This is a genomic window from Bradyrhizobium sp. USDA 3240 (assembly GCF_054063295.1).
Map to the genome: position 1 here is coordinate 4,937,400 of NZ_JBSSGD010000002.1, position 14,112 is coordinate 4,951,511.

The window sequence follows — 14,112 nt, forward strand, 5'->3', positions numbered from 1 at the left end:
CGGCGGCGCTGCGTTGCCTACTGCGAATACGACAGCTGCTCTTCCGTCACCACGCGCTCGATATTGCCGGCCTTGCTCCTGATCCGGTACCGAAGCCGCCCGTCTGCTTCGATCGGCATGCGTTGCACGATGGTGTAGACCGCCGGCTCATCGGCCTCGGCTCGACCTTGCGGGCCCTGGGCCCGGTGGCGAACGTCTTCATTCAGCTTGTAGGCATATGACATCTGTCCACCTCGGCAGTTGGGGGTGCTCACGCAGGACTGTGCTGTGACGCAATGGAGCTGTGGCTTCCCGTATGGACGCGACTTGCTGCTTCGATAGGCCGCGTCAGGCCTCTCCGGAGTCCGCAGGAGCACGTTGGCCACATTGACCGAATCCGCGGCAAATAGCCACCGAAACCTCGCCTTCGACGAAGGATGCGTCAGAGCGTTGGAACGGTTCCGGGCCGTTTTGCGGCCTCAATTGCCATTTGATCGCCGCAGGCAGATGCTGCCGGCCAATGATACAAGGGAGAGCAGCATGAGCAAGCCAGGCCTCGACCACCGGCATCCCAACAAGGACGGCGAAATCAGCGGCAAGCACGGAAACACGCTGCTGCGCACCCTGCGCAAGATTTACGGGCCCGGTTTCGCGGCGGGTTATCCCGAGACCGAGAAGCTGAGCGATGTCCTGGCTGCGCTGAATGAGACCTCGCTGAGCCAGCTCCGTCGCGATCATCAGACCGGCCATCTTGCGCACAAGATCGACAAGGCTTCGAAGTAGGAGCCAGAACTCAGAACTCGAGCGCCGCATTGTCCACCACCTCCTTCATCACGAAGAAGGTGCGGGTCTGCCGCACGCCCGGCAGCGCGATCAGCTGGTCGCCATGGATGCGGTTGAAATCCTCCATGTCGCCGGCACGGATCTTGAGGAAGTAGTCGAAGTCGCCGGCGACGAGGTGACAGTCGAGCACGCATTTGAGTTTCGCCACCGCCTGCTCGAAGCTCGCAAAGCTCTCCGGCGTCGAGCGGTCGAGCACGACGCCGACCATCACCAGCGTGCCCATGCCGACCTTGCGCGGCGCCACCATGGCCCGAACGCCGCTGAGAAAGCCCTCGTCGAACAGCGCCTGGGTCCGGCGATGGCAGGTGGCGGGGCTGACGCCGACCTGATCGGCCAGGTCGGCGTTGCTCAGCCGGCCGTTCTTCTGCAGCAATCTCAACATCTTGAGGTCGATGCGGTCGAGTCGGGCGGACATGGAAGAATCTCTCACTATTGGCCAATATAGTGAGAGAAACGATATCATCGTGACGAAATTCGGCAATCTTCGGTAATCACGGGGGTCGAGTTAGAGAGCACCTTTCGCAGCCGGAGTGATAGTTCTGGCGGCCGTTCCAGATCACCAAAGAGGATGCCAGCATGCTGGAGAAGTTCGCGCGCTACCCGCTCACCTTCGGGCCGACCGCCATCGAGAAGCTCGATCGGCTGTCAAAGCATCTTGGCGGCAAGGTCGAGCTCTATGCCAAGCGCGAGGATTGCAATTCGGGCTTAGCCTTCGGCGGCAACAAGCTGCGCAAGCTCGAATACATCATCCCCGACGCGATCGCCTCCAATGCCGACACGCTGGTCTCGATCGGCGGCGTGCAGTCCAACCACACCCGCATGGTTGCGGCGGTCGCGGCCAAGATCGGGATGAAGTGCCGGCTGGTGCAGGAAAGCTGGGTCCCGCATGAGGACGCAGTCTACGACCGCGTCGGCAACATCCTGCTCTCGCGCGTGATGGGCGCGGATGTGCGCCTGGTCGACGACGGCTTCGACATCGGCATCCGCAAGAGCTGGGAGCAGGCGATCGAGGAAGTGAAGGCGGCGGGCGGCAAGCCCTACGCGATTCCGGCCGGCGCTTCCGTGCACAAATATGGCGGGCTCGGCTATGTCGGCTTCGCCGAAGAGGTGCGTGCGCAGGAGCGCCAGCTCGGCGTCAAGTTCGACTACATCGTCGTCTGCACGGTGACCGGCTCGACCCATGCCGGCATGCTGGTCGGCTTCGCCGCCGACGGGCGCGCGCGCAACGTGATCGGCATCGACGGTTCGTTCACACCTGCGCAGACCAAGGCGCAGGTGCTGTCGATTGCGCAGAACACCGCAAAACTGGTCGAACTCGGCCGCGACATCGTCGAGGATGATGTCGTGCTGATCGAGGACTACGCCTATCCCGCCTATGGCGTGCCGTCGGAAGAAACCAAGGCGGCGATCCGCCTCAGCGCTCGGCTGGAAGGCATGATCACCGACCCCGTCTACGAGGGGAAGTCGATGCAGGGCATGATCGATCTGGTGCAGAAGGGTTACTTCCCGGCCGGATCGAAGGTGCTCTACGCCCATCTCGGCGGCGCGCCGGCGCTCAACGGCTACGCCTACGCGTTCAGGAACGGCTGAGGCGATCCCGTTTCGTAGCCCGGATTTCGCTTCGCTGCATCCGGGCTACGCCACTACCATGTCAGGTCGGCGTCAGCTTCTCCCGATATCCTGCCCAGGCCGGGCGAGTCGGGAGACCTTCGCGTGAGGATGATGAATGCGGCCGGCCGAGCCATCGCCGCGCTCGGCGTCGGCATCGTTGCGGTGGGGCATTGGTTCTGGGCTTACCAGAGCCTTGGTCATACGGCGCGCGCTCGCCTGCTGGCGATGAACAGCGAGATCGAGCTCTATGCCGGCATCTTCCTGATCGGCGTCGGCGTGCATGCCTTCGCATCCCGCTATTGGTTCAGCGATCCAAATCCGCCGGCGCAGTCTTCGGTTCGGGAGCCGCAATAGCGTCCGCCCGGCTCGGCGAGGAATGTGTCCGGGTTGACATCTTAGGAACAAAATAGGAACATACCATCTGTAACCAGAGGGTGTGGCGATTGCCTCATCCGCGGCGGTATTGCGTGGCCGCTCGACCAAAGGCCAAGCCGCACACCACTTGCGGATGAATTTCTTCGCCTCCTATAAGGGTTGTGGCTGGGGAGTGCATGTCATGAGAGTTGCGATCTGGGCGGCCGTGGTGGCCGCGTGGCTGTTTGCGTCCGCAACTCCATCGAGCGCCCGCGGTCCCTACGGCTCGATCACGGTCGGCAATTGGAAGGGCGGCGCCTTCACCGACGACAAGAGCGGCGCGTTCACGCATTGCTCGGCGGGGAGCACCTACCAGAGCGGCATCTTCTTCATGGTGGCGGTTGCTGCGAATGGCAGCTGGCGGCCGGGCTTGGCTCATGACAGCTGGCGTTTGACACCGGGCGAAGCCTTTCCGCTAGCGCTGACCTTTGACGGCCAACCCGCGTTCAATGTCTACGGCATGCCGCTCGGCGAGAAGCTCGTGAATGTCGAGATGCCGGTGAATTCGGCGCTGATCAATCAGTTCCGCAAGGCGCGCCAGATGACGGCGTTCGCGCAGGGACAATTGTTTCAGTTCAACCTCAATCAGACCGCGCAATTGCTGCCGGCGCTGCTCAACTGCGTGGTCTCGGTGAAGAAGAATGGCGTCGCCAGCGCCGGGGAATTCGCGGTCGCGACCAAGCCCGCGGCCGCGCCGCCGCAGGCTGCACCGAACCCGCCGCCACAGAAGCAGGCGAAGTCCGGAACCGGGACCGGCTTTGTGGTCAGCAGCGGCGGCCATGTCGTCACCAACCATCATGTCGTCGACGGTTGCAGCGAGATTACCGGAAACCTCAGCGGCGAGGCGCCGGCCAAACTGCGGCTGGTGTCCAGCGATGAAACCAACGATCTCGCGTTGCTGCAGGCGCCGTCCCCGTTCAAGGATGTCGCCAAGATCAGGCAGAATGCCATTCTGGTCGGCGATGGCGTCGTGGCGATCGGTTATCCCTATCACGGACTGCTGACGTCCGATTTCACCGTGACCACGGGCATCGTCTCTTCGCTGAGCGGTATCCTTAACGACACCCGCTTCCTGCAGATCAGCGCCGCGGTGCAGCCGGGCAACAGTGGCGGACCGCTGTTCGATCTCGGCGGTGGTGTGGTCGGCGTCGTCGCCGCGAAGCTCGACGCCGTCAGGGTCGCGCGGGCAACAGGAACCATCCCGGAGAACATCAACTTCGCGATCAAGACCGGGGCGTTGCGTGACTTCCTCGACAACAGCGCGGTGCAGTACCAAAGTGCCGAATGGCATGATGCGACAAAGCGGGAGACGTCCGAGATCGCAAAGGCCGCGCGCGGCTTTACGCTCCTGGTCACGTGCAAGGTGAACGAACAAGCTGCCGGCGCGAAGAAGCCGGGGAATTGATGTCAGCGCGGCGGTCTATGGTGTCAGTCGCCGAGCCGCCGCAGCGTATGCACGGTGATCTCGGCCGGGCAGTTGAGCCGCACCGGCGCCAGGCTGGTGCCGGCGCCGGTTGATGTGTAGCCGGCAAGCGTCTGGAAGCGCCAGGCGCCCCGGCCCATCCTGCGCGGCAGCCGCGCCTCCAGCTTGATCGCGATGCCGCCGGGCAGGCAGAGCTGGCCACCATGGGTATGGCCGCTCAGCATCAGGTCGAAGCCGGCCGCGGCCGCCTCGCGATAGGACTCCGGCGTATGCGCAAGCAGGATCGAGAACGCATCGCGCGGGATCGCCGCGGCAGACTTTGCAATGTCGTCGGTGCGATAGAAATGCGCATCGTCGATGCCGGCGAGATGGATCGTCACGCCGTTGCGCGTGATCGGCTCCTGCTCGTTGAACAGCATCCTGATGCCCATCGCCTCCAGCGCCGGCGTCATGCGGATGCTGTCGTGATTGCCGAGGATGCCGTAGAGCGGCAGCTTGATCCGCGCGCAGAGATCCTTCACCAGCGCGAGGCTGGTCTCGAACGAGCCAAACGTCTTGCCGCGATAGTCACCGGTGAGGACGCAGATATCGCAGGCGATAGTGCGGACGATGTCGGTCAGATGCCGCATCGCGCCTTGGCTGATGTCGGCATGGAGATCGCTGAGATGAAGGATGGTGAAGCCGTCGAAGGCCGCCGGCAGACGCGTCGACGTCACCAGATTGCGCCGCACCTCGACCCGGTCGGCGTTGCGCCGCGCGCGGCCATGGAGGCCGGCCAGCTTGAGCGCGGTCTCGATAACCCACGGCGCCAGCTTCCAGTTCTCGACGTTGAATAGCAGTGTGCCCTGGCCGAACAGCTGCTTCTCGTGCGCGGCCTCGATTCCAAGCCGGCGCACGACGTGATCCGCGCCGATCCGCTCGACCAATCCCTGCAATGCCGTGTCGGCCATCGTCCCCCGTGGGGCCCGCGGTGCGAAGCGCGCGCCGCACGACACTATCACGCGCAATCCCGGCCGGGATACCGCTGAGGTTCAGACCATGGGGACGCGCTTGGCGGCGACCGCGGCCGGCGAGATCACCTCGATGTCGAGCGGCACCTGCCAGCGCTCGGTGAAGCGGACCTGCGGCGGCGCGTTGCCTTTGCGCGCACCCTGCAGCACGAAACCGTCATAGCCCGAATTCATCACCTCATTGCATTTCTGCACATAGATCGGGAAGCCGCCGATATAGGGCATGAACACGCGGGGACGGCCCGGGATGTTGGCGCCGACATACCAGGAGCTGCAGGTCGAGCGCAGCGAGACCGTGGAGACGTCGTTGACATGGGCGACCCAGGCGTCCTCATCGTCGCGCACCGCCTCGATCGTCCCTGCGCCGATGTCGCGCATGTGGCCGATGCAGTCCGCCAGCCAGTCGACATGCTGCTCGATCGCCTGGATCATGCTCGCGAGCACCGACGGGCTGCCGGGCCCGGTGATCATGAACAGGTTCGGAAATCCTTCCGAGGCGAGGCCGAGATAGGCGCGCGGGCCGGCCTGCCATTTTTCTGCGAGCGTCTGCCCGCCGCGGCCGGTAATCGCGATCTTGTCGAACGAGCCCGTCATGGCGGCAAAGCCGGTGGCGGAGACGATCGCATCGAATTTGTATTCGGTGCCGTCGACCACGATGCCCTCGGTGGTGAAGCGCTCGATCGGTGTCGTCGACACGTCGACCAGCTTCACATGCGGCAGATTGTAGGTCTCGAAGTAGTTGGTATCGACGCAGAGCCGCTTGCAGCCGAACACGTTTCGAGGGGACAGCAGCTCGGCGGTGGCGGGATCCTCGACGATGCCGCGGATCTTCTCGCGCGCGAAATCGGCGATGGTGTCGTTGGCGGCCTTCTCGAACAAGAGGTCGCCGAACGCGCCGAGGAAGGGCAGGCCGCCGCGTTGCCAGGCTTCTTCATAGAGCCGCTCGCGTTCGTGCTCGCTTGCTTGCAATGCGGGCTGGGCGTTGAACAGGAAGTAGAACCCGGTCGGGCGCGCACGCGCCTTCGCGCGCAGCTCCGGATAATGCGCCTTGGCTTCCTTCAGATACTCCGCCGACAGCCGCTCGTTCCACGCCGGCACCGACCAGGTCGCGGTGCGCTGGAACACGGTGAGCTCCGACGCCTGCTGCGCGATGATCGGGATCGACTGGATCGCGGACGATCCGGTGCCGATGACGCCGACGCGCAGGCCGGTGAAGTCGACACCCTCATGCGGCCATTCGCCGGTGTGATAGATCGGCCCGCGGAAATCCGCCATTCCGGGGAAAGCAGGGCGGTTCGGCGCCGACAGGCAGCCGACCGCCATGATGCAGAATTTGGCAGTGACCTTGTCGCCGCGATCGGTTTCGATCGACCAGTTGCCCGCCGTCTCGTCGAAGGTAGCCGCGGTGACGCGGGTGTCGAACACGATCTGGCCGCGCAGGTCGAAGCGGTCGGCGACGTGGTTGGCGTAAGCGAGAATTTCGGGCTGCGGAGAATATTTCTCCGACCAGCTCCAGTCCTGGTCGAGTTCCTCGGAGAACGAGAAGGAGTATTGCAGGCTCTCGACGTCGCAGCGCGCGCCAGGATAGCGGTTCCAGTACCAGGTGCCGCCGACGCCGCCGCCGGCCTCATAGACCCGTGCGGTGAAGCCGAGCCCGCGCAGCCGATGCAGCATGTACAGGCCGGCGAACCCTGCGCCGATCACGACGGCGTCGAACGTTCCAGTTTCGGCAGGGCGCGCAGCCTTCCGCGCGGTGCTCTCCTGAGCCATGGCCCGTCTCTTCCTATCTCTTGTCGTTAAGTCTTGGTCACGCCTCGTTGGGCGCGACGACCGAAAGATTAGGGCGAGGGCGGCGCGGCCCGCAAGCGCATGCGCTGCCGCGCCGGGTATGGCTCCTATGCCGCGGCGCCGATAGCTGCGGTATCCGGGCGCTGCGTCAGGCGAGACTCGTCGCGGCCTCGTCGATGAAGGCGGTCACCTCGACAGGCTTCGAGGCCAGCGAGGCGTGGCCGGCAGCGAGCGTGATGACCTTGCGGGGCTTCATCCGTTCCGACATCCGCTTCTGATTGTCGGGGTTGATCATCCGGTCTTCGTTCGAAATCTGGTACCAGACCGGTTTCTTGCGCCAGGCCGGCGCGGTGATGTTGTTTCCGAAGGTGCTGGCAAGCGGCGCCTTCTGGGTGACCGCCATCACCAGCGCTTCATCGGCAGGCAAGTCCTGGCAGAAGCTCTCGTGGAATTTGTCGGGCTTGATCCAGAGATAACCGTCGCTGTCGGGCGCAAGATTGGCGGTCGCAGCCGGCGGAAGCGCCTGGCTGATGCCCCCGGGGCTCTCGCCGGCGTCGGGAGCAAAGGCGGCGATATAGACGAGACCTGCGACATTGGGCAGGTCGCCGGCCTCGGTGATGACGGCGCCGCCATAGGAATGGCCGACCAGCAGCACCGGACCGCTCTGCTGCTTGACCATCTTGCGCAGGCGATCGGCGTCGTCGGCGAGCGAGGTCAGTGGCATCTCGACCGCTTGCAGGCCAGTGTGCCCCTTGCGCGTGAGCGCAACGATCACCTTGCTCCAGTGCGCCGCACCTCCCCAGAATCCGTGAACCAGAACGATCGTCGGCTTGCTGCTCATGCTCGGCTCCTCTGGTGGATGAATTAAGGAAACGCGGTCAGGATGAGCGGGTGCCTGGCTGCCGTCAACGAGACAAACCGCGGGGGCACCGCGCCGATGTGACGTTGTCGTCACCGAGGCGAGGCAGTCGCCGACGCCGATTGTTCAGTCGTCGTTGACCTTCACGATCCGGATCAGCTCGTCGCCGTAATGCTCGAGCTTCTTGTCGCCGATCCCGGCGATGTTGCGCAGCTCGTCCAGCGTATCCGGACGCATCGCGGCGATGCCGTCGATGGTCGAATCGTGCAGCACCACATAGGCCGGCACGCCGCGCTGCCGCGCGACCTCCGAGCGCCAGGCGCGCAAGGCAGCATGCAGCGCGGGGCTGGCGATCCCGCCCGGGCTGTCGGCGGCCTGCGCGAGCTCGCCGCGGCGCGACTTGCCGCGCACCGCGCGGTTGCGCGCGCCTTCCGGTTGCTCGCGCAGCATCACTGCGGTCTCGCCCTTCAGCACGCCGCGGGCGCTATCGGTGAGCTTCAGCGCGCCGAAGGCGTCGCTGTCGGCGCGCAGATGGCCCATCGCCACCAGCTGGCGCAGCACCGCGCGCCACTGCTTCTCGTTGAGCTCGCGGCCGATGCCGAACACCGACAATTGGTCGTGGTTGAACTGCTTGACGCGTTCGGTCAGCCGCCCGACCAGCACGTCGATCAGGTGCATGGCGCCAAACCGTTGCCCGGTGCGATACGCGCAGGACAACAGCTTCTGCGCGAGCACCTTGCCGTCGCGGACCCGCGGCGGCGTCAGGCAGTTGTCGCAATTGCCGCAGCTTTCGTCGGTGCGGGTCTCGCCGAAATAGCCGAGCAGGCGCTGCCGCCGGCAATGCACGGTCTCGGCGAGCGCAACCAGCGCGTCGAGCTTGCCGATCGAGACGCGCTTGAAGGCGTCCGAGCCGGTCGATTCGTCGATCATGCGGCGCTGCTGCACGATATCGGAGAGGCCATAGGCCATCCAGGCGGCCGACGGCTTGCCGTCGCGCCCGGCGCGTCCGGTCTCCTGGTAGTAGGCCTCGATGCTCTTCGGCAAATCGAGATGCGCGACGAAGCGCACGTCCGGCTTGTCGATGCCCATGCCGAACGCGATCGTGGCGACGATCACGATGCCGTCCTCATTGAGGAAGCGGTCCTGATTCCGGGCGCGCACGCTGGCGTCGAGCCCGGCGTGATAGGGCAGCGCGGGAATGCCGGCCTCGCTGAGCGATGCGGCAACGTCCTCGACCTTGGCGCGCGACAGGCAATAGACCACGCCGGCGTCGCCGGCATGCCGCTCCTTGATGAAGTTCTTCAGCTGCGTGGTGGCGTTCTGTTTGTCGACGATCTCGTAGCGGATGTTGGGGCGATCGAAGCTTGCGATGAACTCCGGCGCGTCGGTGAGCGACAGCCGTTCGGCGATTTCCTTCCGCGTCAGCGCGTCCGCGGTCGCCGTCAGCGCGATGCGCGGCACCTTGGGGAAGCGCTCGGTGAGCGCAGACAGGCCGATATATTCCGGGCGGAAGTCATGGCCCCATTGCGAGACGCAATGCGCCTCGTCGATCGCAAACAGTGCGATCTGCGCCTGGCTGAGTAGATTGAGGCAGCGCGGCGTCAGCAGCCGTTCCGGCGCGACATATAGCAAATCGAGATCGCCGGCGAGCAGCCGCCGCTCGACTTCGGATGCTTCCTGATAGGACAGCGTCGAATTCAAAACCGCAGCGTTGACGCCGGCCTCGGTGAGACCCGCGACCTGGTCGCGCATCAGCGCGATCAAGGGCGACACCACGATGCCGCAGCCATCGCGCAGCAGCGACGGCAGCTGATAGCACAGCGACTTGCCGCCGCCCGTCGGCATCAGCACCAGGCAATTGCCACCATCGGTGACGTGGCGGACGATCTTTTCCTGCGCGCCGCGGAAGCCCGACAGGCCGAACACGGAACTGAGCACGGATCGCGCGTCGCGGGGCGGAGCGGATGCATGATCGAGGGCGGGCTGGGCGGTCATGATCCCTTGCTTGATCCCTTGGGATTCCCCCGGATTTCCCTGGGGTCAACAGGCGGTGATCGAGGTCTTCTGGCCGAACGATACCGGAACGAAACGTGTTAATACACGTCCCAACAACAAACTCAATTCACGCATGGCCGGCCAGCTGCGGATCATCACAGGCATTGCTGCGATCGTGCTGGTCGCCGGCGCAGCCGTGGGCGCTGCGGTCGCCTGGCGGCCACAGATCGCGGCGATTGCCCCGCCGCGGGCCGATACGTTCGATCCTGATATCGTCAAGCGCGGCCGTGATCTCGCGGCGATCGGCAATTGCAACACCTGTCATACCGTGCAGGGCGGTGGGAACTATGCCGGCGGGCTTCCGGTTCCGACGCCGTTCGGCACCATCTTCTCGTCGAACATCACACCGGATGTCGAGACCGGCATCGGCGGCTGGCCGGAGGAGGCGTTCGTCCGCGCGATGCGCTCGGGCGTCGCCCGCGACGGCCGGCATCTCTACCCGACCTTTCCCTATGACCATTTCACCAATGTCTCCGATGCGGACGACCGGGCGCTCTACGCGTTCCTGATGACGCGACAGCCGGTGCATGCGTCGCCGCCGGCGAATCAGCTGGCGTTTCCGTTGAACCATCGGCCGCTGATTGCCGGGTGGAAGTTGTTGTATCTGCGCAGCGGCGACGTTCCTTCCGATTCGGCCAATGGCGCGGAATGGAACCGCGGCGCCTATCTGGTCGAGGGGCTCGCGCATTGCGGCGCCTGCCACACGCCGCGCAACGCGCTCGGCGCCGAGCGGGTGAATGCGCAGTTCTCCGGCGGCGAGGTCGACAATTGGCACGCCTATGCGCTGAACGACGCCTCGCACGCCCCGGTGCGGTGGACGGCTGACGCGCTGTACGCCTATCTGCGCCGCGGCTGGCACAGCGATCACGGCACCGCCCGTGGCCCGATGGCTGAAGTGGTCGGCAATCTGGCTGATGTCGCCGACAGCGACGTGCGCGCCATCGCCGTATACATGGCCGATATCTCGGGTGCGCCGGTGCCGGATCGCAAACAGCCCGCTGATGCCATGGCGCAATCGGCATCAGTGGACGCAGCGCAAGCCAACGCCGCGGGCGCGGCGATCTATGCTGCGGCCTGCGCAGCCTGCCATGAAGGCAATCGGGCGCTGCCCTATGGCGGCGTCAATCTTGCGCTCAGCACGGCGATCGCAGGCCCCGATCCGCGCAACCTCGTCAACATCGTGCTGGCGGGCATCGGTGCCGTCGCGGGCGAGCGCAGCCCGATCATGCCGGGCTGCGCGGCCAGCATCGACGACGCGCAGATGGTTGCGCTCGCGAACTATCTGCGCACCCGCTTCGGCAAGCGGCCGGCGTGGAACGATCTCGACAAGGCCGTGCGCGACGCGCGCGCGGTGCAGGCCACGTCGCTTGCGGCGCGCGACGCGCCTGCGGACTCCAGACAACGAGGCACGCCATGACGACATTGAAGGTCAATGGCCGGGATCATCAGGTCGATGCCGATCCGGATACGCCGCTGCTCTATGTGCTGCGCAACGATCTCGCACTCAATGCCGCCAAGTTCGGCTGCGGGCTCGGGCAATGCGGCGCCTGCACCGTGATCGTCGACGGCAAGGCAGTGCTGTCCTGCGTCACGCCGCTGCTGCTCGTCGAGGGCAAGCAGGTGACGACGCTCGAAGGGCTCGGCACCGTGGCCGCGCCGGCGCCGATCCAGCGCGCCTTCATGGAGGAGCAGGCGGCGCAGTGCGGCTACTGCATCGCCGGGATGATGATGCGGGCGCAGGCGCTCCTGATGCGCAACCCGAAGCCATCGGATGCACAGATCCGCGCGGAGCTGGAGCCCAATCTCTGCCGCTGCGGCACCCACATGCGGATTCTCCGCGCGGTGCATCGCGCCGCGAGGCTGATGGATACGGCCGACGCCGCAAGCGACAGGAGCGTGCGATGACTGCGCCGGTGGTGCTCGATCGCCGCAGCGTGCTGGCCGGCAGCGGCGCGCTGATCGTCAGCTTCTCGTTCCGCCATGCAGTGGCGCAGGAGCAGAAGACTCAAGGCCCGAAGCTGCCGGGCAGTCTCGCGACCTCGCCCAATCTGGATTCCTGGGTCCGGATCGATGCCGATGGCCGGATCACAGCCTTCACGGGCAAGGCCGAGCTCGGCCAGGGCTTCCGGACCGCATTCCAGCAGATCGCGGCCGAGCAGCTCGATATTCCCTTCGAGGCGGTGAAGGTGATCACGGCCGATACAAAACTCACGGCGAACGAAGGCTACACCTCCGGTAGCCATTCGATGCAGGACAGCGGCACCGCGATCCTGCACGCCGCGGCGCAGGCGCGTGCGCTGCTGGTTGCGGAAGCGGCCAGGCGGTTCGACCTGCCGCCCGATAGTTTGCGGACCGAGAATGCGACGGTGGTCGCCCCCGACGGCCGGCGTCTGGGTTATGGCGAGCTCGTCGCCTCGGACATGCTGCATGTCGAGGCGCAGCCGACGTCGCGCCTGAAGGATCCGGCGAGTTTCAAGGTGATGGGCCAGCCGGTGCCGCGCGTCGATATTCCGGCCAAGGTTACCGGCGGCGCCGCCTATGTGCAGGACATGCGGCTTCCCGGCATGGTTCATGCGCGCGTGGTGCGTCCGCCGAGCTACGGCGCGCAGCTGATCGAATGCGATACGGCCGCGATCGAGAAAATGCCCGGCGTGGTCGGAATCGTGCGCGACGGCAATTTCCTCGCCGTGGTGGCGGAGAGGGAGTTTGCCGCGGTCAAGGCCATGCACGCGCTGTCAGCCGCGGCGAAATGGCGGGAGAGCGCGAACCTGCCGAACCAGCGGGATCTGGCTGACGTGCTGACCGCGCTGCCGTCCCAGGACTTTGCAATTTTCGAACGCTCCGATCCCGCGGTGAGCGGCACGAAATCGCTCGAGGCCACTTACACGCGGCCCTACCAGTCGCATGGCTCGATCGGGCCGTCCTGCGCGGTCGCGCAGCTCGTCGATGACGCGATGACGGTGTGGACGCATACGCAAGGCGTCTATCCCGATCGGCAGGCTATCGCCGAGATGCTCGGCATGCCGCAGTCGAACGTCCGCCTGATCCATGTCGAAGGCTCCGGATGCTACGGCCATAACGGCGCCGACGATGCCGCGGCCGACGCTGCGCTGATTGCCCGCGCGCTGCCCGGCCGCCCGGTCCGGGTGCAGTGGATGCGCGAGCAGGAGCACGGCTGGGAGCCGTATGGCCCGGCCATGGTGACCAGGCTGAGCGCCTCGCTCACGGCCGACGGCAAGATCGCCGACTGGAATTTTGCGGTGTGGAGCAACACGCATTCGATGCGGCCGGGCGGCGCGGGCTCGCTGCTTGCGGCCCAGCACATCGCGCGCTCGTTCGCGGTGCCTGCGCCCAAACCTTTGCCGCTGCCGGAAGGCGGCGGCGATCGCAACGCGATCCCGATCTACAATTTCCCGAACGCGCATGTGATGCATCACTTCATTCCCGCGATGCCACTGCGGATCTCGGCGATGCGCGCGCTCGGCGCTTATCACAATGTGTTTTCGATCGAGAGCTTTATGGACGAGCTGGCCGATCTCGCCGGCGCCGACCCGGTCGCGTTTCGCTTGCAGCATCTCGACGATGCGCGCGGCCGCGCGGTGGTCGAGAAGGCTGCCCAGGAGTTCGGCTGGACGCCCGGCGAGCGGGCGCCGCAGAATCGCGGCTATGGCTTTGCGTTCGCGCGCTACAAGAACCTCGCCGCCTATTGCGCCATTGCGACAGAGGTGGAGGTCGATCGCGAGACCGGCCGAGCCCGGCTGGTGCGCGCGGTCGCTGCTGTCGATGCCGGCCAGGTCGTCAATCCGGACGGCATCGCCAATCAGGTCGAGGGCGCGATCGTGCAGTCGGCGAGCTGGACGCTCTATGAGAGCGTCACCTTCGATGAAGCAAGGATCACCAGCATCGACTGGCAGACCTACCCGATCCTGCGCTTCAATGCCGTGCCCGACAGCATCGCCGTCCACATCATCAACCGCCCGGGCCAGCCGTTCCTCGGCAGCGGCGAGACCGGGCAGGGCCCGGCCGCTGCGTCGCTCGCCAATGCCATTGCGCGCGCGACCGGCAAGCGGCTGCGCGACCTGCCGCTCAGTTGCAAGCGGATCAAGGACGCGATCGACGCGTAAAATCTG

General features: G+C 65.6%; 13 protein-coding genes. 7 read left to right on the plus strand and 6 right to left on the minus strand.

Features of this window, described 5'->3' with window-relative positions; all coding sequences use genetic code 11:
• Nucleotides 1–17: 17 nt before the first annotated feature.
• Complete coding sequence (locus ACVIGA_RS24000; RefSeq protein ID WP_097676551.1) at nt 18–224, minus strand: hypothetical protein; 207 nt, start codon at nt 222–224, stop codon at nt 18–20.
• A gap of 295 nt (nt 225–519) precedes the next feature.
• Here ACVIGA_RS24000 and ACVIGA_RS24005 point away from each other — a divergent pair, with 295 nt between their 5' ends.
• Nucleotides 520–762 carry a hypothetical protein gene (locus ACVIGA_RS24005; RefSeq protein ID WP_456668229.1) on the plus strand — a complete coding sequence of 81 codons (243 nt, stop codon included), beginning with the start codon at nt 520–522 and terminating at the stop codon, nt 760–762.
• Between the two features lie 10 nt (nt 763–772).
• On the opposite strand, the gene ACVIGA_RS24010 is transcribed toward ACVIGA_RS24005, so the two are convergent.
• Nucleotides 773–1,237, minus strand: a complete 465-nt coding sequence (locus ACVIGA_RS24010) for an Lrp/AsnC family transcriptional regulator (RefSeq protein ID WP_456668230.1) — start codon at nt 1,235–1,237, stop codon at nt 773–775.
• Between the two features lie 161 nt (nt 1,238–1,398).
• Between ACVIGA_RS24010 and ACVIGA_RS24015 the strand changes: the two genes are divergently transcribed.
• The 3 genes from ACVIGA_RS24015 (at nt 1,399) to ACVIGA_RS24025 (ending at nt 4,252) form a co-directional block, all read left to right on the plus strand.
• Entirely contained in the window at nt 1,399–2,412 is a 1,014-nt protein-coding gene (locus ACVIGA_RS24015) for a 1-aminocyclopropane-1-carboxylate deaminase (protein WP_456668231.1), read from the plus strand.
• 129 nt (nt 2,413–2,541) lie between these two features.
• Nucleotides 2,542–2,787: a hypothetical protein gene (locus ACVIGA_RS24020; protein ID WP_456670877.1), complete on the plus strand. Its 246-nt coding sequence runs from the start codon at nt 2,542–2,544 to the stop codon at nt 2,785–2,787.
• A 202-nt stretch (nt 2,788–2,989) separates the two neighbouring features.
• Nucleotides 2,990–4,252, plus strand: a complete 1,263-nt coding sequence (locus tag ACVIGA_RS24025; protein WP_456668232.1) for a S1C family serine protease — start codon at nt 2,990–2,992, stop codon at nt 4,250–4,252.
• Nucleotides 4,253–4,275: 23 nt separating this feature from the next.
• Here ACVIGA_RS24025 and ACVIGA_RS24030 read toward each other — a convergent pair whose 3' ends face one another.
• The 4 genes from ACVIGA_RS24030 to recQ all read right to left on the minus strand — a co-directional run bounded on the left by ACVIGA_RS24030 (nt 4,276) and on the right by recQ (nt 9,922).
• A complete protein-coding gene (locus tag ACVIGA_RS24030; RefSeq protein ID WP_456668233.1) occupies nt 4,276–5,220 on the minus strand; it encodes a metallophosphoesterase in 945 nt (314 codons plus the stop codon).
• An 81-nt stretch (nt 5,221–5,301) separates the two neighbouring features.
• Nucleotides 5,302–7,050: a flavin-containing monooxygenase gene (locus tag ACVIGA_RS24035; RefSeq protein ID WP_456668234.1), complete on the minus strand. Its 1,749-nt coding sequence runs from the start codon at nt 7,048–7,050 to the stop codon at nt 5,302–5,304.
• A 166-nt stretch (nt 7,051–7,216) separates the two neighbouring features.
• On the minus strand, nt 7,217–7,909 hold the full coding sequence (locus tag ACVIGA_RS24040) for an alpha/beta hydrolase (protein ID WP_456668235.1): 693 nt from the start codon (nt 7,907–7,909) through the stop codon (nt 7,217–7,219).
• A gap of 144 nt (nt 7,910–8,053) precedes the next feature.
• The gene (gene recQ, locus ACVIGA_RS24045; protein WP_456668236.1) at nt 8,054–9,922 is read right to left on the minus strand and encodes a DNA helicase RecQ; all 1,869 of its coding nucleotides are present in this window, start codon (nt 9,920–9,922) and stop codon (nt 8,054–8,056) included.
• 133 nt (nt 9,923–10,055) lie between these two features.
• On the opposite strand from recQ, the gene ACVIGA_RS24050 reads away from it, so the two are divergent.
• The 3 genes from ACVIGA_RS24050 to ACVIGA_RS24060 are packed head-to-tail and all read left to right on the plus strand — an operon-like array spanning nt 10,056 to nt 14,106.
• On the plus strand, nt 10,056–11,399 hold the full coding sequence (locus ACVIGA_RS24050) for a c-type cytochrome (protein ID WP_456668237.1): 1,344 nt from the start codon (nt 10,056–10,058) through the stop codon (nt 11,397–11,399).
• Nucleotides 11,396–11,887, plus strand: coding sequence for a (2Fe-2S)-binding protein (locus ACVIGA_RS24055; protein ID WP_456668238.1), 492 nt, complete (start codon nt 11,396–11,398; stop codon nt 11,885–11,887). Before ACVIGA_RS24050 ends, ACVIGA_RS24055 begins: the two co-directional genes overlap by 4 nt.
• Nucleotides 11,884–14,106, plus strand: a complete 2,223-nt coding sequence (locus ACVIGA_RS24060; RefSeq protein WP_456668239.1) for a molybdopterin cofactor-binding domain-containing protein — start codon at nt 11,884–11,886, stop codon at nt 14,104–14,106. The genes ACVIGA_RS24055 and ACVIGA_RS24060 overlap by 4 nt, the downstream gene beginning before the upstream one ends.
• Nucleotides 14,107–14,112 lie beyond the last annotated feature (6 nt).

Excerpts from the sequence above, each read along its gene's own strand:
- ACVIGA_RS24000 (WP_097676551.1), bottom strand. The coding sequence starts at position 224 with ATGTCATATGCCTACAAGCTGAATGAAGACGTTCGCCACCGGGCCCAG.
- ACVIGA_RS24005 (WP_456668229.1), top strand. The coding sequence starts at position 520 with ATGAGCAAGCCAGGCCTCGACCACCGGCATCCCAACAAGGACGGCGAA.
- ACVIGA_RS24010 (WP_456668230.1), bottom strand. The coding sequence starts at position 1,237 with ATGTCCGCCCGACTCGACCGCATCGACCTCAAGATGTTGAGATTGCTG.
- ACVIGA_RS24015 (WP_456668231.1), top strand. The coding sequence starts at position 1,399 with ATGCTGGAGAAGTTCGCGCGCTACCCGCTCACCTTCGGGCCGACCGCC.
- ACVIGA_RS24020 (WP_456670877.1), top strand. The coding sequence starts at position 2,542 with ATGATGAATGCGGCCGGCCGAGCCATCGCCGCGCTCGGCGTCGGCATC.
- ACVIGA_RS24025 (WP_456668232.1), top strand. The coding sequence starts at position 2,990 with ATGAGAGTTGCGATCTGGGCGGCCGTGGTGGCCGCGTGGCTGTTTGCG.
- ACVIGA_RS24030 (WP_456668233.1), bottom strand. The coding sequence starts at position 5,220 with ATGGCCGACACGGCATTGCAGGGATTGGTCGAGCGGATCGGCGCGGAT.
- ACVIGA_RS24035 (WP_456668234.1), bottom strand. The coding sequence starts at position 7,050 with ATGGCTCAGGAGAGCACCGCGCGGAAGGCTGCGCGCCCTGCCGAAACT.
- ACVIGA_RS24040 (WP_456668235.1), bottom strand. The coding sequence starts at position 7,909 with ATGAGCAGCAAGCCGACGATCGTTCTGGTTCACGGATTCTGGGGAGGT.
- recQ (WP_456668236.1), bottom strand. The coding sequence starts at position 9,922 with ATGACCGCCCAGCCCGCCCTCGATCATGCATCCGCTCCGCCCCGCGAC.
- ACVIGA_RS24050 (WP_456668237.1), top strand. The coding sequence starts at position 10,056 with ATGGCCGGCCAGCTGCGGATCATCACAGGCATTGCTGCGATCGTGCTG.
- ACVIGA_RS24055 (WP_456668238.1), top strand. The coding sequence starts at position 11,396 with ATGACGACATTGAAGGTCAATGGCCGGGATCATCAGGTCGATGCCGAT.
- ACVIGA_RS24060 (WP_456668239.1), top strand. The coding sequence starts at position 11,884 with ATGACTGCGCCGGTGGTGCTCGATCGCCGCAGCGTGCTGGCCGGCAGC.